The 21,659-nt window shown below is 71.5% G+C and carries 13 protein-coding genes; 7 read left to right on the forward strand and 6 right to left on the reverse strand.

Annotated elements, in window-relative coordinates:
* Complete coding sequence (locus ABZ934_RS06570; RefSeq protein ID WP_361309228.1) at nucleotides 1-1,485, reverse strand: sugar transferase; 1,485 nt, start codon at nucleotides 1,483-1,485, stop codon at nucleotides 1-3.
* 380 nt (nucleotides 1,486-1,865) lie between these two features.
* On the opposite strand from ABZ934_RS06570, the gene ABZ934_RS06575 reads away from it, so the two are divergent.
* On the forward strand, nucleotides 1,866-4,133 hold the full coding sequence (locus ABZ934_RS06575) for a M4 family metallopeptidase (RefSeq protein WP_361309231.1): 2,268 nt from the start codon (nucleotides 1,866-1,868) through the stop codon (nucleotides 4,131-4,133).
* A 155-nt stretch (nucleotides 4,134-4,288) separates the two neighbouring features.
* Here the strand turns inward: ABZ934_RS06575 and ABZ934_RS06580 are convergent, their stop codons facing one another.
* Nucleotides 4,289-5,233, reverse strand: coding sequence for a hypothetical protein (locus ABZ934_RS06580; protein WP_361309233.1), 945 nt, complete (start codon nucleotides 5,231-5,233; stop codon nucleotides 4,289-4,291).
* 234 nt (nucleotides 5,234-5,467) lie between these two features.
* Nucleotides 5,468-6,988 carry a DHA2 family efflux MFS transporter permease subunit gene (locus ABZ934_RS06585; RefSeq protein ID WP_361309236.1) on the reverse strand — a complete coding sequence of 507 codons (1,521 nt, stop codon included), beginning with the start codon at nucleotides 6,986-6,988 and terminating at the stop codon, nucleotides 5,468-5,470.
* Nucleotides 6,989-7,113: 125 nt separating this feature from the next.
* Between ABZ934_RS06585 and ABZ934_RS06590 the strand changes: the two genes are divergently transcribed.
* Nucleotides 7,114-8,115 carry an AsnC family transcriptional regulator gene (locus ABZ934_RS06590; protein WP_361309239.1) on the forward strand — a complete coding sequence of 334 codons (1,002 nt, stop codon included), beginning with the start codon at nucleotides 7,114-7,116 and terminating at the stop codon, nucleotides 8,113-8,115.
* Between the two features lie 35 nt (nucleotides 8,116-8,150).
* Here the strand turns inward: ABZ934_RS06590 and glgP are convergent, their stop codons facing one another.
* Nucleotides 8,151-10,796: an alpha-glucan family phosphorylase gene (gene glgP / locus ABZ934_RS06595; protein ID WP_361309242.1), complete on the reverse strand. Its 2,646-nt coding sequence runs from the start codon at nucleotides 10,794-10,796 to the stop codon at nucleotides 8,151-8,153.
* A 496-nt stretch (nucleotides 10,797-11,292) separates the two neighbouring features.
* Here glgP and ABZ934_RS06600 point away from each other — a divergent pair, with 496 nt between their 5' ends.
* The 4 genes from ABZ934_RS06600 to glgB all read left to right on the forward strand — a co-directional run bounded on the left by ABZ934_RS06600 (nucleotide 11,293) and on the right by glgB (nucleotide 18,890).
* Complete coding sequence (locus ABZ934_RS06600) at nucleotides 11,293-13,287, forward strand: alpha-1,4-glucan--maltose-1-phosphate maltosyltransferase (RefSeq protein WP_361309245.1); 1,995 nt, start codon at nucleotides 11,293-11,295, stop codon at nucleotides 13,285-13,287.
* Complete coding sequence (gene treS / locus ABZ934_RS06605) at nucleotides 13,284-14,978, forward strand: maltose alpha-D-glucosyltransferase (RefSeq protein WP_361309247.1); 1,695 nt, start codon at nucleotides 13,284-13,286, stop codon at nucleotides 14,976-14,978. The genes ABZ934_RS06600 and treS overlap by 4 nt, the downstream gene beginning before the upstream one ends.
* A 172-nt stretch (nucleotides 14,979-15,150) precedes the next feature.
* On the forward strand, nucleotides 15,151-16,602 hold the full coding sequence (locus ABZ934_RS06610) for a maltokinase (protein ID WP_361309250.1): 1,452 nt from the start codon (nucleotides 15,151-15,153) through the stop codon (nucleotides 16,600-16,602).
* Nucleotides 16,599-18,890: a 1,4-alpha-glucan branching enzyme gene (gene glgB / locus ABZ934_RS06615; protein ID WP_361309253.1), complete on the forward strand. Its 2,292-nt coding sequence runs from the start codon at nucleotides 16,599-16,601 to the stop codon at nucleotides 18,888-18,890. Before ABZ934_RS06610 ends, glgB begins: the two co-directional genes overlap by 4 nt.
* Nucleotides 18,891-19,060: 170 nt before the next feature.
* Here glgB and ABZ934_RS06620 read toward each other — a convergent pair whose 3' ends face one another.
* Entirely contained in the window at nucleotides 19,061-19,453 is a 393-nt protein-coding gene (locus ABZ934_RS06620) for a MerR family transcriptional regulator (protein WP_361309256.1), read from the reverse strand.
* 287 nt (nucleotides 19,454-19,740) lie between these two features.
* Here ABZ934_RS06620 and ABZ934_RS06625 point away from each other — a divergent pair, with 287 nt between their 5' ends.
* Nucleotides 19,741-20,469 (forward strand): helix-turn-helix transcriptional regulator, encoded by a 729-nt coding sequence (locus tag ABZ934_RS06625; protein ID WP_361309258.1) that lies wholly within the window; start codon nucleotides 19,741-19,743, stop codon nucleotides 20,467-20,469.
* Nucleotides 20,470-20,537: 68 nt separating this feature from the next.
* Here the strand turns inward: ABZ934_RS06625 and ABZ934_RS06630 are convergent, their stop codons facing one another.
* Entirely contained in the window at nucleotides 20,538-21,563 is a 1,026-nt protein-coding gene (locus ABZ934_RS06630; RefSeq protein WP_361309261.1) for an ATP-dependent 6-phosphofructokinase, read from the reverse strand.
* Nucleotides 21,564-21,659: the final 96 nt, after the last annotated feature.

A 21,659-nucleotide genomic window follows, 5' to 3' on the forward strand; every position in this document is an offset into this window, starting at 1 on the left:
TCAGTACGCTCCGCGGCCGTCGACGACGGCGCGGAGCGTACGGCCCATGACGTCGACATCGCTGGTGAAGGACCAGTTGTCGACATACTGCAGATCAAGCTGAATCGTTTCGTCCCAGGACAGGTCCGACCGTCCGCTGATCTGCCACAGGCCCGTCATCCCGGGGCGCACGCTCAACCGGCGCAGCTCCACCTCGTCGTACCGGGCCACCTCGTCCGGCAGCGGCGGGCGCGGTCCCACCAGCGACATGCTGCCCGTCAGCACGTTGAAGAGCTGGGGCAGTTCGTCGAGGGAGGTCCGGCGCAGCAGGCGTCCCACCCGGGTCACCCGCGGGTCCCGGCGCATCTTGAACATCAGGCCGTCGTTCTCGTTGGCCCCTTCCAGCCCGGGCTTGAGCCGGTCGGCGTCCACGACCATCGTGCGGAACTTCCACATGACGAACGGGACCCCGTCGCGCCCGATCCGGCGCTGGCTGTAGAGGGCGGGGCCGGGCGAGCCGAAACGTATCGCCAGGACCAGGGCGAGGAACAGCGGCGACAGCAGCAGCAGTCCGACGGCGGCCCCCGCGCGGTCCAGGGCCGACTTGAGCAGCGTCTGCACGCCCCTGCTCAGGGGCGGCGCGATCCGCAGCACGGCGAGGCCGCCGGCGGAGAGGGTTTCCAGCCGCTTGACGGATATCTCCACCAGACCGGGGAAGACGGCCAGTTCCAGACCGGCGTCGTGCAGGGCCCAGGCGACCCGGCGCAGCCGTTCCCCGGTGATGCGCACGCCCGGGGCGACGAGCACCAGGTCGGCCTGGTGGCTGCGGACGGCGCCCAGTACGGCGGTGGCGTCCGTGTTCGGGCCGTGCGGGGTCGCGCCCAGCCGGTTCGCGACGGGTACGCCGCTGTCGAGTCGCCCCTCGCCGACCGGGACGACGCCGACGACGACGTAGGGGTGGTCGGTGCGCGAGGCGAGGTGTGCGATCACGCCTTCGGCCGCCTCGGGTTCACCGACGACCAGGACCCGGCTGACCGCCTGGGCCTCCCGGCGGGCGGCGGTGAGGTGGCGGTAGGTCAGTTTGTGGCAGGCGACGGTGATGAGCAGGGCGGGCAGCAGCGCCCCCAGCGCCGCCAGTCGCGGGGTGCTCTCACCGGTCACCACACGGGCGACGGCGAGGACACCGATCAGAATCAGCCAGTCATGGACGACGGGCAGCACCCCGCGGGATTCCCCCAGCACGCGGGTCGCGTAACGTCGGCGCAGTGCCTGGACCGCCGTCCACGCCAGGGCCGCGCCGACCGCGCAGTAGACGGGCCGGGTCTGCTGCGCCGCGTCGAAGACGAGGCCCACGGGAACCGCGGCGCCGAGCAAGTCGGCCGCGACCGCCGCGGGAAGGTACCAGCGCGCCTTGTCGCCGAGTCGGCGCGAAGGCGCGGACGTCGGCCCGGTCGGTTCAACGGCCGTCCCGGCCACTCTTTGCGCAGGAAAATGGACATGCCTCATGGGCCCCCCTGGCACGTGGTCTATGACAGTGGCGTAGGCCCGTGGCTTCCCCTGGCGACGGGCATCTGACGCACCGGCAAACAGTACGACAAACACCCGTACGCTAGGTGCCGTTTGCGTTAACGGGACTCCTCGTTGCTCAAGTGTCACCAAGCGGTGTCTGTTGTTCCGGGCGTTTCACCCTCCTCTCTCACACAAAAGTGAATGGTTCGGATACCGGATACGTCTCTTCGGACAACGGACTGTTTCCAGCCAACCTTTTGATGTGGCCCTGACATCGACGCCCGCAGGTGACACTCTTCGACCGTTCATCGCACCAACCCTGATCTGCCCGGAGGCCCACCCAGCGTCCGGAACCCCCCTCGCAGAAGGAGTTTGCGTTGAGTTTCACCCCCCAGCGGCGTGCCACCGCGGCCGGCGCTCTCGTTGCAGCCGCAGCCCTGCTCGCCGTAGGCATTCAGGCCGGAACCGCCACCGCCGACGCCACCGCGTCGCAGTCCACCAAGGCGGCTCAGCCCAACCCGGGCGCGGCCGCACGCCTACTCAGCGCTTCGGAGCGTGCGACGCTCCTCGCCGATGCCAACTCGACCACCGTGCAGGCGGCGAAGGCCCTCGGCCTCGACGCCAAGGAGCGCCTGGTCGTCCGTGATGTGGTCCAGGACGCCGACGGCACCACCCACACGACGTACGAGCGCACGTACGACGGCATACCCGTGCTCGGCGGAGACCTGACGGTCCACGCCAAGGGCGGCGTCACCAAGAGCGTGACCAAGGCCACCAACCACGAGATCAAGGTGGCGGACACCAGCCCTTCCGTCGCCCCCTCGGCGGCCGAGAGCCAGGCCGTCTCCTCGGCCAACGCAGCCGGCGCCAAGCAGACCAAGCCCTCCAAGAACGCCCGCAAGGTGATCTGGGCGGCCGAAGGCGCGCCCGTCCTCGCCTTCGAGACCGTGGTCAGCGGCCTCCAGGACGACGGCACGCCGAGCGAACTGCACGTGGTCACCGACGCCAAGACCGGCGCGAAGATCACCCAGTGGGAGGCCGTCGAGCGCGGCACCGGCAACACCATGTACAGCGGCCAAGTGACCCTGGGGACCTCGCAGTCGGGTAGCAACTACACGCTGACCGACGCCGGGCGCGGCGGCCACAAGACCTACGACCTCAACGGCGGCAGCTCCGGCACCGGCACGCTCTTCACGAGCACCAGCGACACCTGGGGCAACGGCGCCGCTTCCAACCGGGCGACCGCCGCCGCCGACGCGCACTACGGCGCGCAGGTGACGTGGGACTTCTACAAGAACGTGATGGGCCGCAACGGTCTGCGCAACGACGGCGTGGCCCCCTACAGCCGCGTCCACTACGGCAGCGCCTATGTCAACGCGTTCTGGGACGACGGCTGCTTCTGCATGACGTACGGCGACGGCACCGGCAACACGCACCCGCTGACGTCCATCGACGTGGCCGCGCACGAGATGACCCACGGTCTGACCTCCGTCACCGGCAACATGACCTACAGCGGTGAGCCCGGCGGTCTGAACGAGGCCACCTCGGACATCATGGGCTCCGCGGTCGAGTTCTACGCGAACAACCCGACCGACGTCGGCGACTACCTCATCGGCGAGAAGATCGACATCAACGGCGACGGCTCCCCGCTGCGCTACCAGGACAAGCCGAGCAAGGACGGTTCGTCCGCGGACGCCTGGTACAGCGGCGTCGGCAACCTCGACGTCCACTACTCCTCGGGCCCGGCCAACCACTGGTTCTACCTGGCCTCCGAGGGCTCCGGCGCCAAGGTCATCAACGGCGTGAGCTACAACTCGCCCACCTCCGACGGCTTGCCCGTCACCGGGATCGGCCGCGACGCCGCCTCCAAGATCTGGTTCCGCGCGCTGACGGTCGGCTACTTCAAGTCGAACACCAACTACGCGGCCGCCCGTACGGCGACGCTCCAGGCCGCCGCCGACCTGTACGGCCAGGGCTCGACGACGTACAACAACGTGGCCAACGCCTGGGCCGGCATCAACGTCGGGGCGCGCATCACCTCCGGCGTCTCGGTCACCCCGATCGCCAACCAGACCACCCAGGTCAACACCGCTGTGAGCCTTCAGGTCCAGGCGACCAGCACCAACGCGGGTGCGCTGAGCTACGCGGCGACCGGTCTGCCGGCCGGCCTGTCGATCAACTCCTCGACGGGTCTGATCTCGGGTACCGCCACCACCGCGGGCACGTCCAACGTGACCGTCACGGTGACCGACTCCGCGGGCAAGACGGGCACGGCGTCCTTCACCTGGACCGTCGGCACGTCCCAGCAGAACGTGTTCGAGAACACGAACGACTACCAGATCGCGGACAACTCGACCGTCGAGTCCCCGATCACGGTGACCCGCACGGGCAACGCCCCGAGCACCCTCAAGGTGGACGTCAACATCGTCCACACCTACGTCGGTGACCTGAGGGTCGACCTGGTCGCGCCCGACGGCTCCGTCTACAACCTGCGCAACCGCACCGGCGGCAGCGCGGACAACATCGTCCAGAGCTTCACCGTGAACGCCTCCTCCGAGGTCGCCCAGGGTGTCTGGAAGCTGCGGGTGGCGGACCTCGCCTCCGCGGACACCGGCTACATCAACAGCTGGAAGCTCACGTTCTGACCCCTGACGGGGTGACGGGGGCCGAGCCGCTCGACGGCTCGACCGATTGATCGCGGGGCCGCCCGGGAGACGACCTCCCCGGGCGGCCCTGTTCCACGACGCGGGAGAGCCCGGCACCCACGGGGGTGCCGGGCTCTCCCGTCGTGCGTGGCGGGTCAGCCGATGGAGCGGAAGATGCGGTCGAACATGTCGGGACCCTGTTCGGCGGGCCGGCCCTGCTCCTCCTCCTGACGGGCCTGCTCGTCGCGCATCCGCTGTTCGTCGCGGGCCTGCTGCTCCTGCCGGGCCTGGTCGTCCCGGCGGGCCTCCTCCTGGCGTGCCTGCTCCTCGCGCCGGATCTGGTCCTGCCGGGCCTGGTCCTCCCGCTGGGCCTGCTCGTCACGGGCCTGCTGGTCACCGGCCTGGTCCTCGCGGGCCTGGTCCTCGCGGGGCTGGTCCTCGCGGGCCTGGTCCTCGCGGGGCTGCTCGTCACGAGCCTGCTCCTCGCCGGCCTGCTGCGAGCCGGGCCCGTCCGTCCGCGGCTTCACCGACGGGCGCACGGCCGGCTTGGTGGCGTTGTGGTGCGGCGCACCCGGCAGGCCCGGCCGGGCGTCGTGACGGCCGCGGTCCTCGTCCCCGTTGCCGAAGTCGTCGCCCCGTCCGTCGCCCCGTCCGTCGCCCCGTTCGTCGCCGCGCCCGTCGCCCCACCCGTCCTGACGTCCCTCGTGACGGCCTTCGTTGTCGTCGTCCACCGGCTTGAAGAGCACCGAGCGGACCTGCACGCCGTGCACCCGCTGCCCCGGCTCCAGCACGCGCTCCGCGCGCTCGCCGCAGTCGCGGTCCCGGAACAGCACCGCCAGCGACTCCGTCTCGTTGCGCACGGTGGTCGCCGGGTTCTCCCACGAGGTGCCCGTCAGCCGGTAGCAGGTGTCGTTGTCCGCCGGACGGATCTGGCGGTGCTCGTTGCCACCCTCGTCGTCATCGTCGACGAGGTACTCCAGCCGGCCCAGCGAGCGGCGGCCGTCATCATCGTCGTGGTCGACCGCCAGTGAGGTACCGGCGGTGGGCAGAACGAGCGCGAGAGCACCGAGGAGTGCGGCGGCGGTGGTACGAGCACGCATGAAGAGTCCGTTCTCTGGTCGGCTGGAATGCCGGTCCGGTGGCATCCAGCCGGCAGCGTAGGAGCGGACGGATCAGACGAAACGATTCAGCATGGCCGGCGCGTTCGAAGGTTCACCCTCCTGGATCGGTCGGCGGGGCCCATACGGCAGTCCCCGCGCCCCGCCCCGAAACCGACCCGGCCGACCCTGCCCCGCCCCGCTTCCGCTACGAACCCGGTCCGGGCGCCGGCACCGTCAGACCCGGTCCGACACCGCGACGGCCCCCGCCGCCCGGGCCCCGGTCTTCGCCGCGTCCCCACTCCGTCCCGCCGAACGGATCAGCAGGACGACGGCGAGGGCTCCCACCAGTCCCATCACCCCCGAGGCGACGAAGGTCTCCCGCAGCCCGCTCACGAAGGCCGCCTCCACCCAGGACTTCGCCTCCGGGACCGTCGCCAGCAACCGCCCCGCCCCGCCCGACGCCAGCGCCTCGGCGGTCCCGCGCGGCCGACCGGCGTCGGCGAGTCCGTCCGCCAGCCCGGAGTGGAAGAGGGAGCCGAGCACCGCGATGCCGAAGGCCATGCCCAGTTGCCGCGCCGTGTTCAGCGCACCGCCGGCCATACCCGCCCGGGCCGGGGCCACCGCCCCCATCACCGTGGCGGCCAGCGCGGGGATCGCCGCTCCCACCCCGGCGCCCGTCACCAACAGGCCCGGGACCAGCGCCGGCCAGCCGTCGCCCGTGTCCAGCATCCACGCCTGGAGCAGCGCGCCCGCCCCGATCAGCACCCCTCCGCCGCCGATCGTCAGCCGCGCCGGGGCCCCGTGCAGGAGCCGCCCGGCCAGGGCCGAGACGAGGAACGCGGCCAGGCTCATCGGCACCAGCACCAGGCCCGCGCCGATCGGGTTCATCCCCTCGACGGACTGGAGCCAGAGGGAGACGTACATCAGGTACGAGAACGCCGCCCCGGACAGCAGCAACGCGGCGGCCATGACGCCGACGAAGGTCCCGCTGCGGAACAGCGAGAGGTCCAGCATGGGGTGGCCGCTGCGCAGTTCGACGAGGACGAAGACGGCGAAGGCGACCGCGCCCAGGCCGAGGAGGCCGAGGGTGGCGGCGGAGGTCCAGCCGTTCTCGCCGGCGCGTATCAGCGCGTACGTGACGGCACCCGCCCCGGTGGTGAAGGCGGCCATGCCGGGCAGGTCGAGGCCCTTGGCGTGCGGGTCGCGGGAGTCGGTGACGGCCTTGAGTGTGACGTACACCGCCAGGGCGCAGACGGGCAGGTTGATGTAGAAGATCCAGCGCCAGCCGAAGTGCTCGGTCAGCAGCCCGCCGATGATCGGGCCGGCCGCGGCGGCGGCGCCGTTGACGGCGCCCCACACGCCGAAGGCGATCCCACGGTCACGGCCCTGGTAGGCGGAGCTGAGCAGGGCCATGGTGGTGGCGAACATCGCCGCGCCGCCGAAGCCCTGTACGGCGCGGAAGGCGATCAGCGCGGCGGGGCCGGTGGCCAGGCCGCAGGCGAGCGAGGCGGCGGCGAAGACCACGATGCCGCCGAGGTAGACGCTGCGGCGGCCGATCCGATCGGCGAGGGAGCCCGCGCCGAGCAGCAGGGCGGCCAGCGCCAGGGCGTATATGTCCATCACCCACTGGAGGGCGGAGAACCCGGTGTGCATGTCGGCGGCCATGTCCGGCAGGGCGACGGTCACGATCGTGACGTCGACCAGGAGCATGAAGGCCCCCAGACAGACCGCCGTCAACGGCAGCCACTTGCGCATGAATCTCTCCTCGTCGGGGTGGTGGTTCGGTGGGCCCACGGTCCCAGCCCGCACCCCCGGTCCCCCACCCGTCACCCGTCTGCCGCCGGATTTCCGTCATGGACGGCCCTGGGATGATGGAAACCATGAACCGGACCGCACCGACCGAGGAGCTCGATCTCCTCGACCGCTCCCTGATCCAGGCGCTGATGATCGACGGACGGGCCTCCTTCAGCCGGCTCGCGGAAGTGCTGGAGGTCTCCGACCAGACGGTGGTGCGCCGCTACCGGCGGATGCGCTCCGGCGGCACGATCCGGGTGATCGGTCTCCCCCAGGGCCGCCGCGTCGGACTGTTCGAGTCGTGGCTGCGCGTGCAGTGCGCGCCCGACGCGGCTCTGGTGGTGGCCGAGGCACTGGCCCGGCGGCCGGACATCTCCTGGGTGAAGCTCGGCTCGGGTGGAACCGAGATCCACTGCCTGACCAAGGCGCGCACCCGCGCCGACCGCGACGGCCTGCTGTTGGAGAAGCTTCCGCGCACCCGCCGGGTGACCGGGGTCAGCGCGCACACCCTGTTGCGGATCTTCGTCGGGGGCCCGGAGCGGTGGTGCGGGCTGGACGTGCTGCGGCCCGAGCAGGTGGCCGCGCTGGAGCGGCCGCCGGTCCTCCCGGGGCGGGAGCGGCACACCCTGGACGATGTGGAGTCGGCGCTGCTGTCGGTGCTGGGCCGGGACGGGCGGGCCGGCTACCCCGAACTGGCCCGCGCCGCGGGCCTCTCGGAGTCCACGGCGCGCCGCCGCCTGGAACGGTTGCGGGAGCTGGGGGCGCTGTACCTGGACGTGGAGCTGGTCCCCACCCGGCTCGGCTACGAGGCGGAGGCGACCTTGATGCTGACCACGGCGCCCTCCCGGCTGGCGGAGGCGGGCGCCGCGGTCGCCCGGCACGATGAGGTGCCCTTCGCGGCGGCGGTGACCGGGGCGGCGAACCTGCTGGCCGTGGTGGTCTGCCGGGACACGGAAGCGCTCTACACGTACCTGACCGAGCGGATCGGCGCCGTGCCGGGCATCGAGCGGGTCGAGGTGATCCCGACCCTGCGGAACATCAAGCGGGCCGGGATGCTGGTGGAGGACGGGCGGCTGATCGACCCCTGAGGTCCGGGCCGCCGCCCGCCCTCCCGTGCCTCACCTCACCTCAGCAGGACCCCGCCCACCGCGTCGGTGTCGGCGGCGTCCGGGGGCCCGGCGACCAGTCCGAGTTCGGCCGGGCTCGCCAGCAGCGGATGGGCGGGCAGGATCCGTACGGTGTAGCCGTAGGGCCCCGTACGGTCGAGGGCGAGCGGGCCCTCGTATACCCAGCGGCCCTCCAGGTCCGGCCCGGAGGCCGGCTTCAGCGGGAAGGTCCGGGCGCCCTGGATCACGTCCTGGGCGTCCACCCGGCCCGCCACGGCCTGCACCTCGACGTCCTCCGGCGCGAGCGCGTCGAGCGCCACCCGTACCCGCAGGGTGAGGGTGGCCCCCAGCTCGGCGGTCCCGCCGACGGGGGCGGCGGCGAGCGCCTCCACGTGCTCGACGGCGACCCCGGGCCAGGCCGCGCGGACCCGGCCCTTCCACCAGGCGAGGTCCCGCGCCACCTCGGGGCCGAGGGCGCGGTGCGCGAGGGCCGCGGGGGCGTAGAGCCGTTCCACGTACTCCCGCACCATCCGCCCCGCGAGCACCTTGGGGCCGAGGGAGACCAGCGTGCGCCGGACCATCTCGATCCACCGCTCGGGCAGTCCGCTGCGCCCGGCCCGGTCGTAGAAGCGGGGCGCGACCCGGCTCTCGATGAGCTCGTAGAGGGCGTTGGCCTCCAGGTCGTCGCGCCGGTCCACGTCCGTCCCGGCGCCGTCGGCGGTGGGGATGGCCCAGCCGAAGTCGGGCTCGAACCACTCGTCCCACCAGCCGTCCAGCACGGAGAGGTTCAGGCAGCCGTTGAGGGCGGCCTTCATCCCGCTGGTGCCGCAGGCCTCCAGCGGGCGCAGCGGGTTGTTCAGCCAGATGTCGCAACCCGGGTAGAGCTTCTGGGCCATGGCCATGCCGTAGTCGGGCAGGAAGACGATCCGGTGCCGTACCCGGGGGTCGTCGGAGAACCGCACCAGCTCCTGCACCAGGCGCTTGCCGCCGTCGTCGGCGGGGTGTGCCTTGCCCGCGACCACGATCTGCACCGGCCGGTCGGGGTCGAGCAGCAGCCGGCGCAGCCGCTCGGGGTCGCGGAGCATCAGGGTGAGCCGCTTGTAGGAGGGGACCCGGCGGGCGAAACCGATGGTCAGCACGTCGGGGTCGAGTACGGAGTCCACCCAGCCGAGTTCGGCGTCGGCGGCCCCGCGCTGCTTCCAGGAGGCGCGGAGGCGGTCGCGCACCTCCTGCACCAGCTTTTCGCGGAGCACCCGGCGCAGGTCCCAGACCTCCTGGTCGGCGATGCCCGCCACGGCGTCCCAGCGCGGGGAGCCGCCGACGGACAGGGCGTCCTCGGTGCGGCCGGCCCCGATCTGGCGTGCGCCGAGCCGGACCACTTCGGGCGCCACCCAGGTCGGCGCGTGCACCCCGTTGGTGATGGAGGTGATCGGCACGTCGACCGGGTCGAAGCCGGGCCACAGGCCGGCGAACATGCCCCGGCTGACGGCGCCGTGCAGGGTGGAGACGCCGTTGGCTCGCTGGGCGAGGCGCAGGCCCATGACGGCCATGTTGAACACCCCGGGGTCGCCGCCGGGGTAGGACTCCGCGCCCAGTTCGAGGATCCGCTCGACGGGTACGCCGGGCAGTTCGCCGCCCTCGCCGAAGTGGCGGGCGACCAGGGCGCGGTCGAAGCGGTCGATGCCGGCGGGGACCGGGGTGTGGGTGGTGAACACGGTGCCGGCGCGGACGGCCTCGACGGCCGCGTCGAAGCCCAGGCCCTGCTCGCCTTCGAGTTCCCTTATGCGTTCGAGGCCGAGGAAACCGGCGTGTCCCTCGTTGGTGTGGAACACCTCGGGGTCGGCATGGCCGGTGAGCCGGCAGTACGTCCGTACCGCGCGGACCCCGCCGATGCCGAGCAGCATCTCCTGGAGCAGCCGGTGGTCGCTGCCGCCGCCGTAGAGACGGTCGGTCACCTCGCGGGCGGCGGTGTCGTTGTCCTCCACGTCGGAGTCGAGCAGCAGCAGCGGGACCCGTCCGACGCGGGCTTGCCAGATGTGCGCGTGCAACGACCGCCCGCCGGGGAGACTCAGGGTCACCCGGGCGGCCGTACCGTCGGCCTCGCGGACGAGGGCGACGGGGAGCTCGTTGGGGTCGAGGACGGGATAGTGCTCCTGCTGCCAGCCGTCGCGGGAGAGCGACTGGCGGAAGTAGCCGTGGCGGTAGAGCAGTCCCACTCCGATGAGCGGGACCCCGAGGTCGCTGGCGGACTTGAGGTGGTCGCCGGCGAGGATGCCGAGCCCGCCGGAGTACTGCGGGAGGGCTGCGGTGATGCCGAACTCGGGGGAGAAGTAGGCGATGGCGGCGGGTAGGTCCCCACTGTTCTCGTGGGTCTGGTACCACCTCCCGCCGTGGACGTAGTCGTCGAGGTCGGCGGCGGCCACGGCCAGCCGCCGCAGGAACCGCCGGTCGCCGGCGAGCTCCTCAAGACGGCCGGCGGACACGGCGCCGAGCAGTCGCACGGGGTCGCCGGCAGCGGCCTGCCAGCCCTCGGGGTCGACGGATTGGAAGAGTTCGCGGGTTTCCGCGTGCCAAGACCAGCGCAGGTTGCGCGCGAGGTCGGCCAGTGGCAGCAGCGGCTCGGGGAGGACGGGGCGCACGGTGAATCGACGGATAGCCTTCACGTGTTCCACCTTCGCAGGGGATCGCGGATCGGAGCGGCCGCACCACGCTGTGCGCCCGCGCATCCGTCCACTTCGGTCCACTTCCGGAGCCACGAGACTAGCCGGCGACCGGCACGCACCGCCACGGCGCCGACGGGCGGGCGGGCCGCGAACGCGGTATACCGGTGTAGGTCCGGGAGTCCTCAGCCGACTTGACGGAGCCTCGGTGAATGTCGAGCCGGGGCTTGGTTGTCGGCGTGCCACTACGTACGAGTAGTTAACCAAGCACGCGGATTGGGCGGGACGAGAGTGGGAAGGGCTCCCCGGGTACACGCACGGCGCACACCGCCCACCACCTCCCGCCACCCGAGTGAACGCGGACAGGAGCGGCCATGCCCGCAGCCCAGCCGTCTTCTGAACGGCTAGAAACAGAGCGAACAGAGCGTGCACTGCCGGCTGCCCCGTCAGCCGGAGCGTTGCCACCGAGCCCCGCGAACTGCCTCCAGGTGATCCCATCATGATCGGTCGCATTCCCGTGCTGGACGTCCGCCCTGCCGTCGACTGCGGCGCCAGACCCGCCAAGGCGGTCGTGGACGAGGTCTTCCGGATCTCGGCCACCGTGTTCCGCGAGGGCCACGACGCGGTGTCGGCCCACGTCGTGCTCCGAGATCCGAGCGGACGGCTGCGGCCGCCCGTGCCCATGTACGAGCTGGCCCCCGGTACGGACCGGTGGGGAGCGAGGGTCTGCGCCGACACCGAGGGGCGGTGGACGTACACCGTCGAGGCGTGGAGCGACCCGATCGCGACCTGGCGGGCGCACGCCGCCATCAAGATCCCCGCGGGCATCGACACGGGACTGATGCTGCTGGAGGGCGCGGAGCTGTACGCGCGCGCCGGCGCCAAGATCCCCAAGAAGGACGGGCGCGCGCACGTGCTGGCCGCCGCCGAGGCGATGCGCGACGAGGACCGGGAGGTCTCGGTGCGGTACGCGGCCGCCCTGGCGGCGCCGGTGACCGAGGCCCTCGCGCGGCGCCCGTACCGGGAGCTGGTCAGCGCCGCGAAGCCGCTGCCGCTGCTCGTCGAGCGCAAGCGCGCCCTCTTCGGCTCCTGGTACGAGATGTTCCCCCGGTCCGAGGGAGCCGTGGTGGAGCCGGGGGCGGCCCCGGTGAGCGGCACCTTCCGGACCGCCGCCGAGCGGTTGCCCGCGATCGCCGCCATGGGCTTCGACGTCGTGTACCTCCCGCCCATCCACCCGATCGGGAGCACCTGGCGCAAGGGGCCGAACAACACGCTCTCCGCGGGCAGTTGGGACCCGGGCGTGCCGTGGGCCATCGGGTCCACCGAGGGCGGCCACGACGCCGTCCACCCCGAGCTGGGCACGATCGAGGACTTCGACGCCTTCGTGGCGCGGGCCCGGGAGCTGCGGATGGAGATCGCCCTCGACTTCGCGCTCCAATGCTCGCCCGACCACCCGTGGGTGGAGAAGCGGCCGGAGTGGTTCCGCCACCGGGCGGACGGGACGATCGCGTACGCCGAGAACCCGCCGAAGAAGTACCAGGACATCTACCCGATCCACTTCGACACCGACATGGCCGGCATCGTCGAGGAAACGGTCAGGATCCTTCGGCACTGGATGGACCACGGCGTCCGGATCTTCCGCGTCGACAACCCGCACACCAAACCCGTCGTCTTCTGGCAGAAGGTGATCGCGGACATCAACAAGACGGACCCGGACGTGATCTTCCTGGCGGAGGCGTTCACCCGCCCCGCGATGATGCGCGCCCTGGCCTCCGTGGGCTTCCAGCAGTCCTACACGTACTTCACCTGGCGCAACACCAAGGCGGAGCTGACCGAGTACCTGACCGAGCTCACCGACGACCGTTCCGCTGCCGTCATGCGGCCGAATTTCTTCGTCAACACGCCGGACATCCTGCACGAGTACCTTCAGCACGGCGGACGTGCCGCCTTCGAGGTGCGGGCCGTGCTCGCCGCCACCCTCTCCCCCACCTGGGGGATCTACGCCGGGTACGAGCTCTGCGAGAACGAGCCGGTCAAGCCGGGCAGCGAGGAGTACCTGAACTCCGAGAAGTACGAGTTCCGGCCACGCGACTGGGCCGCCGCCGACCGCGAGGGCCGCACCATCGCCCCGCTGATCACCACCCTGAACCGGGTCCGCCGCCGCAACCCCGCCCTCCAGCAGCTGCGCGAGCTCCACTTCCATTCGACCGACAACGAACAAGTGATCGCCTATTCGAAGCACGCCGGGGCCAATTCCGTACTGGTGGTCGTCAACCTCGATCCGCACCACACCCAGGAGGCGACCGTCTCGTTGGACATGCCGGTACTCGGCCTCGACTGGCACGGGTCCCTCGCGGTGCGCGACGAGCTCACCGGCGAGACCTATCACTGGGGCAGGGCGAACTACGTGCGCCTAGAGCCGGGTCGGACGCCCGCGCACGTACTGGCCGCTCTGCGACCGTCCCCGCCCACCGGAGGGTCACCCATCACATGATGATCAACGATCCCGTCCACGACACGTTCGAGGACACCCCTGCCAAGGACCGCGACCCCGACTGGTTCAAGCGGGCGGTGTTCTACGAAGTCCTCGTCCGCTCGTTCCAGGACAGCAACGGCGACGGCGTGGGCGACCTACAGGGCCTCACCTCCAAACTCGACTACCTCCAGTGGCTGGGCGTGGACTGCCTCTGGCTTCCGCCGTTCTTCGCCTCCCCGCTGCGCGACGGGGGCTACGACGTCTCCGACTACACCTCCGTCCTGCCGGAGTTCGGCGACCTCGCCGACTTCGTGGAGTTCGTGGACGCCGCCCACCAACGCGGCATGCGGGTGATCATCGACTTCGTCATGAACCACACCAGCGACCAGCACGAGTGGTTCCAGCAGTCGCGCAAGGACCCGGACGGACCGTACGGCGACTACTACATGTGGGCCGACAACGACAAGCAGTACCAGGACGCCCGCATCATCTTCGTCGACACCGAGACCTCCAACTGGACGTACGACCCGCTGCGCAAGCAGTACTACTGGCACCGCTTCTTCTCGCACCAGCCGGACCTGAACTACGAGAACCCCGCCGTCGTCGAGGAGATCATCTCGGCGCTGCGCTTCTGGCTGGACCTCGGCATCGACGGCTTCCGCCTCGACGCCGTGCCCTACCTGTACGCCGAGGAGGGCACCAACTGCGAGAACCTCCCGCGCACCCACGCCCTCCTCAAGCGGGTCCGGGCCGAGATCGACGCGCACTACCCCGACACCGTCCTGCTCGCCGAGGCCAACCAGTGGCCCGAGGACGTCGTCGACTACTTCGGTGACTTCGCCAAGGGCGGGGACGAGTGCCACATGGCGTTCCACTTCCCCGTCATGCCGCGCATCTTCATGGCGGTGCGAAGAGAGTCGCGCTATCCCGTCTCCGAGATCCTGGCCAAGACCCCGGCGATCCCGGACCGCTGCCAGTGGGGCATCTTCCTGCGCAACCACGACGAGCTCACCCTCGAAATGGTCACGGACGAAGAGCGCGACTACATGTACTCCGAGTACGCCAAGGACCCGCGGATGCGGGCCAACATCGGCATCCGGCGCCGACTCGCCCCGCTCCTCGACAACGACCGCAACCAGATGGAGCTGTTCACCGCCCTGCTCCTGTCGCTGCCCGGCTCGCCGGTGCTCTACTACGGCGACGAGATCGGCATGGGCGACAACATCTGGCTCGGCGACCGCGACGGCGTGCGCACGCCCATGCAGTGGACCCCGGACCGCAACGCCGGTTTCTCGTCCTGCGATCCGGGCAGGCTGAACCTGCCGGTCATCATGGACCCCGTCTACGGGTACCAGGTCACCAGTGTCGAGGCGGCGATGGCATCGCCCTCCTCGCTCCTGCACTGGACGCGCCGGATGATCGAAGTCCGCAAGGCGAACCCCGCCTTCGGGCTGGGGTCGTACACCGAACTGCCGTCGAGCAACCCGGCGGTGCTCGCCTTCCTGCGCGAGTACGGGGACGACCTGGTGCTGTGTGTGCACAACTTCTCGCGCTTCGCCCAGCCCACCGAGCTGGACCTGCGCTCGTTCAACGGGCGGGTGCCCGTGGAACTCACGGGCGATGTGCGGTTCCCGCCGATCGGCGAGTGGCCGTACCTGCTCACGCTCGCGGGCCACGGCTTTCTGTGGTTCCGCCTGCGCAGTGAGTAGTCCGGCTTCGAAAAGCGGGTAACGGCGGTACGGGGCGGGCGCGCGAATGGGTCAATCGCCCGCCCCTGTACGGATCATCCTGACCCGACACTCGCCCACCGCCGGACAGCAACCATCGCCATCCGGGACACTCTGCGCATTCTGTGACGGCCCGGGGAAAGGACGCGACGCCATGTCGGAGGCTGCATCCGCCCGGAGCCGCCAGGGAAGCCTGGCAGGAGTCCCGCTCGGACCGCTGGAGCCCATGCTGCGAGCCTGGCTGCCGAGACAGCGCTGGTTCGCCGGCAAGGGACGCCCCATCACCCGGCTCCGGCTGGTCTCGGCCGTCGAACTGCTGCCGCCCGGCGCCTCGCCCGGGCTGCTCCACCTGCTCGTCGGGGTGGACGCCGAGGGCAGTTCGGACTGCTACCAGTTGCTGCTCGGGGTACGCCCCAACCTGCCCCCGGGACTGGCTCCCGCGCTCATCGGGTACGCCGAACAGGGCCCGTACGCCGGGCACGCCGTGTACGAGGGACTCGGTGATCCGCGGCTCGCGGCGCTGTTGCTGGAACGATTGCGCTCCCCGGGCGCGCTGGGCCCGTTGCGCTTCGAGCGGGACCCGCACGCGATGATCCCGGCGGCACCCGCCCCCCGGCCGCTCTCCGGCGAGCAGACCAACTCCTCGCTCATCTACGGGGATTCGCACATCCTCAAGGTGTTCCGCCGGGTCGGCCCCGGGGTCAACCCGGACCTGGAGCTGCCCCGCGCGCTGGCCGCCGTCGGCTGCGCGCGGGTGCCCGCGCCCGTCGCCTGGTACGAGGCCGAACTGCCCGGTTCCGAACCGCTGACCCTGGGCGTGCTCCAGCCGTACCTGCGCGGCTCCGACGACGGGTGGCAGCTCGCGCTGCGCCGGCTCGGCGCGGGGGCCGACTTCACCGCCGAGGCGCACGCGCTGGGCCGGGCCACCGCCGAGGTGCACAGCGCGCTCGCCGACGCCCTGCCCACGCTGGCGCTGGACCCGGAACAGACCGCCCGGCTCGCCGCCGGGATGACGGCCCGGCTGGCCGCCACCGCCCGGGAGGTGCCCGCGCTGCTGCCCTACGAGGCGGGGCTGCGCGGGGCGTTCGACGCGCTGGCCGCCTCCCGGGGCACCGGGGTCGCCGCCCAGCGCATCCACGGGGACCTGCACCTGGGGCAGACCCTGCGGACACCCGACGGGAGCTGGGCACTGATCGACTTCGAGGGCGAACCGGCCCGGCCGCTGGCCGACCGGCGCCGTCCCGAACCGGCGGTGCGCGACATCGCCGGGATACTGCGTTCCTTCGACTACGCCGCCCGCTCGCACCGGCCGTTCGCCCCCGCGTGGGCCGACGACTGCCGGGCCGCGTTCTGCGAGGGCTACGCCCGCACCACCGGGCGCGACCCGCGCGAGGACCCCGTCCTGCTGCGCGCGTACGAGACCGACAAGGCCGTGTACGAGGCCCGCTACGAGTCCCGGCACCGCCCCGACTGGCTGCACGTCCCGATGGCGGCGATCCGACGGCTCTCGGAGCCGCAGCGACCGGCCCACAGGCTGCCGCCGGCCCCGGGCGCCGCCGCCCATCCCCAACCCCGCCCGAAGCCCCCGAGGAGGCCGCTCGCGTGAGTGCCGCACGACAGCCGTCATCGACCGTCCGCGACAAAGCGGCCACCGCACCCGAGCCGGCGCCGAAGGCTCGTGCGCCACGGGCCCGGCGGGCCGCCGCGCCCCGGGGCGTCGCCCCCGCCCCCGCCCCCGCGCTCGACGCCGGGGAACGGGCCCGGCTGCTGGAGGGCCGCCACCACGATCCGCACGCCGTGCTGGGGGCCCGCCCCGAGCCGGGCGGGGTCACCTTCCGCGCGCTGCGCCCGTACGCGAAATCCGTCACCGTGATCGCCGAGGGGCTGCGGGCCGAGCTCCACGACGACGGGGACGGGCTGTTCTCCGGGCTGCTGCCGCTGCCCGAGGTGCCGGAGTACCGCCTGCTGGTCGGGTACGACGGCGACGAGATCGAGGTCCACGACCCCTACCGGTTCCTCCCCGCACTGGGCGAGCTGGACCTGCACCTGATCGGCGAGGGCCGGCACGAGGAACTGTGGACGGCCCTCGGCTCCCGCGTCATGGAACACCAGGGCGTGTCCGGCACCCGCTTCACGGTGTGGGCGCCGAACGCGCAGGGCGTGCGGGTCACGGGCGACTTCTCGTACTGGGACCCGGGCGCCTACCCGATGCGCTCGCTCGGTTCGACGGGGGTGTGGGAGCTGTTCCTGCCGGGGATCGGCGAGGGCACTCTCTACAAGTACGACATCACCCGCCCCGACGGCGGCCACACGGTACGGGCCGACCCCATGGCGCGGTACGCCGAGGTCCCGCCGGCCACCGCCTCGGTCGTCACCGACTCCCACTACGCGTGGCAGGACGCCGAGTGGATGGCCACGCGCGGCGCCCGGCCGGCGCACCTGGCGCCCATGTCGATCTACGAGGTGCACCTGGCGTCCTGGCGGCCGGGGCTGTCCTACCGCGAGCTCGCCGAGCAGCTCCCGGCGTACGTGCGGGAGCTCGGCTTCACGCACGTGGAGCTGATGCCCGTCGCCGAGCACCCCTTCGGCGGCTCCTGGGGCTACCAGGTCACCGGCTACTACGCGCCGACCTCGCGGATGGGCACCCCGGACGACTTCCGGTTCCTCGTGGACTCGCTGCACCGGGCCGGGATCGGCGTGATCGTCGACTGGGTGCCGGCGCACTTCCCGCGCGACGAGTGGGCGCTGGCGGAGTTCGACGGCCGGCCGCTGTACGAGCACCACGACCCGCGGCGGGCCGCCCACCCGGACTGGGGGACGCTGGAGTTCGACTACGGGCGCAAGGAGGTGCGCAACTTCCTCGTCGCCAACGCGGTGTACTGGTGCCAGGAGTTCCACATCGACGGGCTGCGGGTGGACGCGGTGGCCTCGATGCTCTACCTCGACTACTCGCGCGACGAGGGCCAGTGGGTCCCGAACGAGCACGGCGGCCGGGAGAACTGGGACGCGGTGGCGCTCCTCCAGGAGATGAACGCGACGGTCTACCGGCGCTGCCCGGGGGTGGTGACGATCGCGGAGGAGTCCACGGCCTGGGAGGGGGTGACCCGGCCCACGGACGCGGGCGGTCTGGGCTTCGGCCTCAAGTGGAACATGGGCTGGATGCACGACACGCTGCGCTACATGGCCAAGGAGCCGGTGCACCGCAAGTACCACCACCACGACATGACCTTCGGGATGATCTACGCGTACAGCGAGAACTACGTGTTGCCGATCTCGCACGACGAGGTGGTGCACGGCAAGCGGGCGCTGGTGTCGAAGATGCCCGGCGACTGGTGGCAGCAGCGGGCCTCGCACCGCGCCTACCTGGGCTTCATGTGGGCCCATCCCGGCAAGCAACTGTTGTTCATGGGACAGGAGTTCGCCCAGGGGGCGGAGTGGTCGGAGGAGCACGGGCCGGACTGGTGGCTGGTGGACTCCGGGTACTCGGCGGCCGGTGACCACCGGGGGGTGCGCGACCTCGTGCGCGACCTGAACCACACGTATACGGCGACGCCGGCGCTGTGGGAGCGGGACACCGTGCCGGAGGGCTTCGCCTGGGTGGAGGCGGACGCGACGGACGACAACGTCTTCGCGTTCCTGCGGTACGCGCAGGACGGCTCTCCGCTGCTCGCGGTGTCCAACTTCTGCCCGGTGGTGCGGCACGGTTACCGGATCGGGGTGCCGGAGCACGTGGCGCAGTGGCACGAGGTGCTCAACACGGACTCCGAGGCGTACGGCGGCAGCGGGGTGCGCCACCTCCGGCCGCTGCGCCCCGAGCCGATGTCGGCCCAGGGCCGCCCGGTGAGCCTGCGCCTCACGCTGCCGCCGATGGCGACGATCTGGCTCAGGCCGTAACGGCCGGCCCGCCGGCCCGCAAGACGAGCACGGTCGGCGCGGACAGCACCCGTACCGGTGACGGTGGCGGGGTCGCCGTCCGCGTCGATCCGGACGACCTCGATCCGGTCCGCCTCGTCGTCGTCAGCGGCGGCGAAAGGCGGAGAGGGCGGGTGGGGGCGCGACTCGGCTCACGGGTTCAACTCGCATGCGGGCCGATCGTTCCCCCCGGCGGCGACCTCGGCGTCGGTCAGCTGCCGCGCGACCTGCTCGCGCACGTCGGCCAGCCGGCCGATCAGCTCGTCGAGCTCGGCGAGCTTGCGCCGGTAGACGGCGAGGGAGGCCGGACAGGAGTCCCCCGCGGGGTGGCCGGCGCGCAGACAGTCGACGAAGGGCCGGGTCTCCTCCAGCTCGAAGCCGAAGTCCTGGAGCACCCGGATCTGGCGCAGCAGGCGCAGGTCGTCCTCGTCGTAGGTGCGGTGGCCGTTGGCACCGCGCCGCGCCGGGAGGAGGCCGCGGGCCTCGTAGTAGCGCAGGGTCCGCGTGCTGGTTCCGGCGCGCTCCGCCAGTTCACCGATTCGCATGCCGAGACCGTAAGCCTTGACGCCGACGTCAAGGCAAGGGGCTTTCGGGGCCCTCGCCACCCCCGTATGCGAGGGCCCCGGTATGGATCACGCAGGGGAGCGCCGGCCGGTTCACGACCTGTGACGGGTATCACTCGCCCTTTGTTCCGATACCGCTGAAATGGAGTGGCCTGATCCGTACGCTGAAATTGGATCTTTACCCTCTCCGATTACCGGACGGTCGCCGGGAAACCCGCCCAAAGCGCCGAACTCCATAGGACGTTCCTACGAGTTATGGGCTTGTTTGAATGGTCTGTAGTCGCCACCCCTTGGTGACTCCTACCGTGTGGCCTGTGCATTCCAGCCCCCCTTTCAATGCCCCCGCCGCGCGTCGTCTCCGCGCGGCCCTGGGCATGGCTCCCGGTCATGTCGCCTACGGCCTGCGCGCCCAGTACGGCCTGACGGTCGCGCCCGAGACCGTGATGGCGTGGGAGCGCGGCGAGATCTCGCCCTCGTCCGCCGAACTCACGGCGCTCGCCGGCGTGCTGTGGTGCGCCCCCGGCGAACTGCTCGCCGAGCCCGTGACCTTGAGGGAGCACCGGATCGCCCGCGGTCTGGCCCCCGACGACCTGGCCCGGCGCATCGGACTGGAGACGAACGCGTACCAGAAGATGGAGGACTCCGGCCGCTGGAAGGGCAACGAGCGGCAGTCGGCCGCCCTCGCCTCGACACTGGGGCTGACGCTGGCCCAGTTCGTGACGGCGACCGGCAAGGAGCAGGAGCTGGCCGAGATGTTGCGCAGTGCGGTGACCACGCGCTGGCAGGCGTACGGGAAGCCGCTCGCGAAGCTGTTGCCGGTGCCCCGGGCGAACCTGGACCGGGCGCTGGAGAAGATGCACGGCGAGTACCAGTCGCGGATGGTCGCCACCTTGAGCTGGGGCGGCGGCGGGGGCGCGGGGGCGACGGGGGACGCCGGCCGGGAGTACCTCGCGGAGATCGTGGACCGGTTCTGGGCGGTGGCCGGGGGCGCCGGGTAGGACGCCCCGCGTGTTCCCACGGCCCCCGCGCCCGTCCCCCTGCCCCTGTTTCCCTATGGCCCGCGCCGTCAGAAGACCGACTCGGCCTCGTACATGCGGTGGTCGGGGACCCGCTTGAGCTCGGTGACGGCCGAGGCCAGGGGGGCCATGACGATGTCGGTGCCGCGCAGGGCGGTCATGTTCCCGAAGTCGCCGCGGTGCACGGCCTCGACGGCGTGCCAGCCGAAGCGGGTCGCGAGGACGCGGTCGTACGCCGTCGGCGTGCCACCGCGCTGGACGTGGCCCAGGATGACCGGGCGGGCCTCCTTGCCCAGGCGGTGTTCCAGCTCGACGGCCAGGCGGTTGCCGATGCCGGCGAAGCGCTCGTGCCCGTACGCGTCGATGGCGCCCTTCTCGTACGGCATGGAGCCCTCGGCCGGGTGCGCGCCCTCGGCGACGCAGATGACCGCGAACTTCTTGCCACGGGAGAAGCGTTCCTCCACCATCTTCACCAGGGCGTCCACCTCGAACGGGCGCTCCGGCAGGCAGATCCCGTGGGCGCCGCCGGCCATGCCGGACTCCAGGGCGATCCAGCCGGCGTGCCGGCCCATGACCTCGACCACCATGACCCGCTGGTGGGACTCGGCGGTGGTCTTGAGGCGGTCGATGGCCTCGGTGGCGACCATCACGGCGGTGTCGAACCCGAAGGTGCGGTCGGTGGAGGAGATGTCGTTGTCGATGGTCTTCGGTACCCCGACGACCGGCATCCCGGCGTCCGCGAGCATCCGGGCGGCGGTCAGCGTGCCCTCGCCGCCGATCGGGATCAGCGCGTCGAGACCGTACCGTGTGGACAATTCCTGCGCGTGCTCGGCGGCTTCGTGCAGTCGGGCGCGCTCCATGCGGGCCGAACCGAGGATCGTCCCGCCGCGGGCCAGGATGCCGCTGACCGCGTTGATGTCCAGGGGGCGGTAGTGGCCGTCGAGCAGACCCTTGAAGCCGTCCTCGAAGCCGATGACTTCGTCCCCGTGTCCGACCAGCGCGCGGTGTACGACCGAACGGATGACGGCGTTCAGCCCCGGGCAGTCGCCGCCTGCGGTGAGAACTCCGATACGCATCGTGCTGTGTCTCCTGCTCCTGGTCGTACCTGGCCGTGCGCGTGCGGGCGGGCGGCCGTACATGTGAAGGACGTATTACTGAAGCCTTGTCCGATT

The sequence above is a fragment of the Streptomyces sp. NPDC046557 genome (assembly GCF_040645975.1).
In the GTDB taxonomy this organism is placed as follows: domain Bacteria; phylum Actinomycetota; class Actinomycetes; order Streptomycetales; family Streptomycetaceae; genus Streptomyces.

Excerpts from the sequence above, each read along its gene's own strand:
- ABZ934_RS06570 (WP_361309228.1), bottom strand. The coding sequence starts at position 1,485 with ATGAGGCATGTCCATTTTCCTGCGCAAAGAGTGGCCGGGACGGCCGTT.
- ABZ934_RS06580 (WP_361309233.1), bottom strand. The coding sequence starts at position 5,233 with ATGCGTGCTCGTACCACCGCCGCCGCACTCCTCGGTGCTCTCGCGCTC.
- ABZ934_RS06585 (WP_361309236.1), bottom strand. The coding sequence starts at position 6,988 with ATGCGCAAGTGGCTGCCGTTGACGGCGGTCTGTCTGGGGGCCTTCATG.
- ABZ934_RS06590 (WP_361309239.1), top strand. The coding sequence starts at position 7,114 with ATGAACCGGACCGCACCGACCGAGGAGCTCGATCTCCTCGACCGCTCC.
- ABZ934_RS06600 (WP_361309245.1), top strand. The coding sequence starts at position 11,293 with ATGATCGGTCGCATTCCCGTGCTGGACGTCCGCCCTGCCGTCGACTGC.
- treS (WP_361309247.1), top strand. The coding sequence starts at position 13,284 with ATGATGATCAACGATCCCGTCCACGACACGTTCGAGGACACCCCTGCC.
- ABZ934_RS06610 (WP_361309250.1), top strand. The coding sequence starts at position 15,151 with ATGTCGGAGGCTGCATCCGCCCGGAGCCGCCAGGGAAGCCTGGCAGGA.
- ABZ934_RS06620 (WP_361309256.1), bottom strand. The coding sequence starts at position 19,453 with ATGCGAATCGGTGAACTGGCGGAGCGCGCCGGAACCAGCACGCGGACC.
- ABZ934_RS06625 (WP_361309258.1), top strand. The coding sequence starts at position 19,741 with ATGGTCTGTAGTCGCCACCCCTTGGTGACTCCTACCGTGTGGCCTGTG.
- ABZ934_RS06630 (WP_361309261.1), bottom strand. The coding sequence starts at position 21,563 with ATGCGTATCGGAGTTCTCACCGCAGGCGGCGACTGCCCGGGGCTGAAC.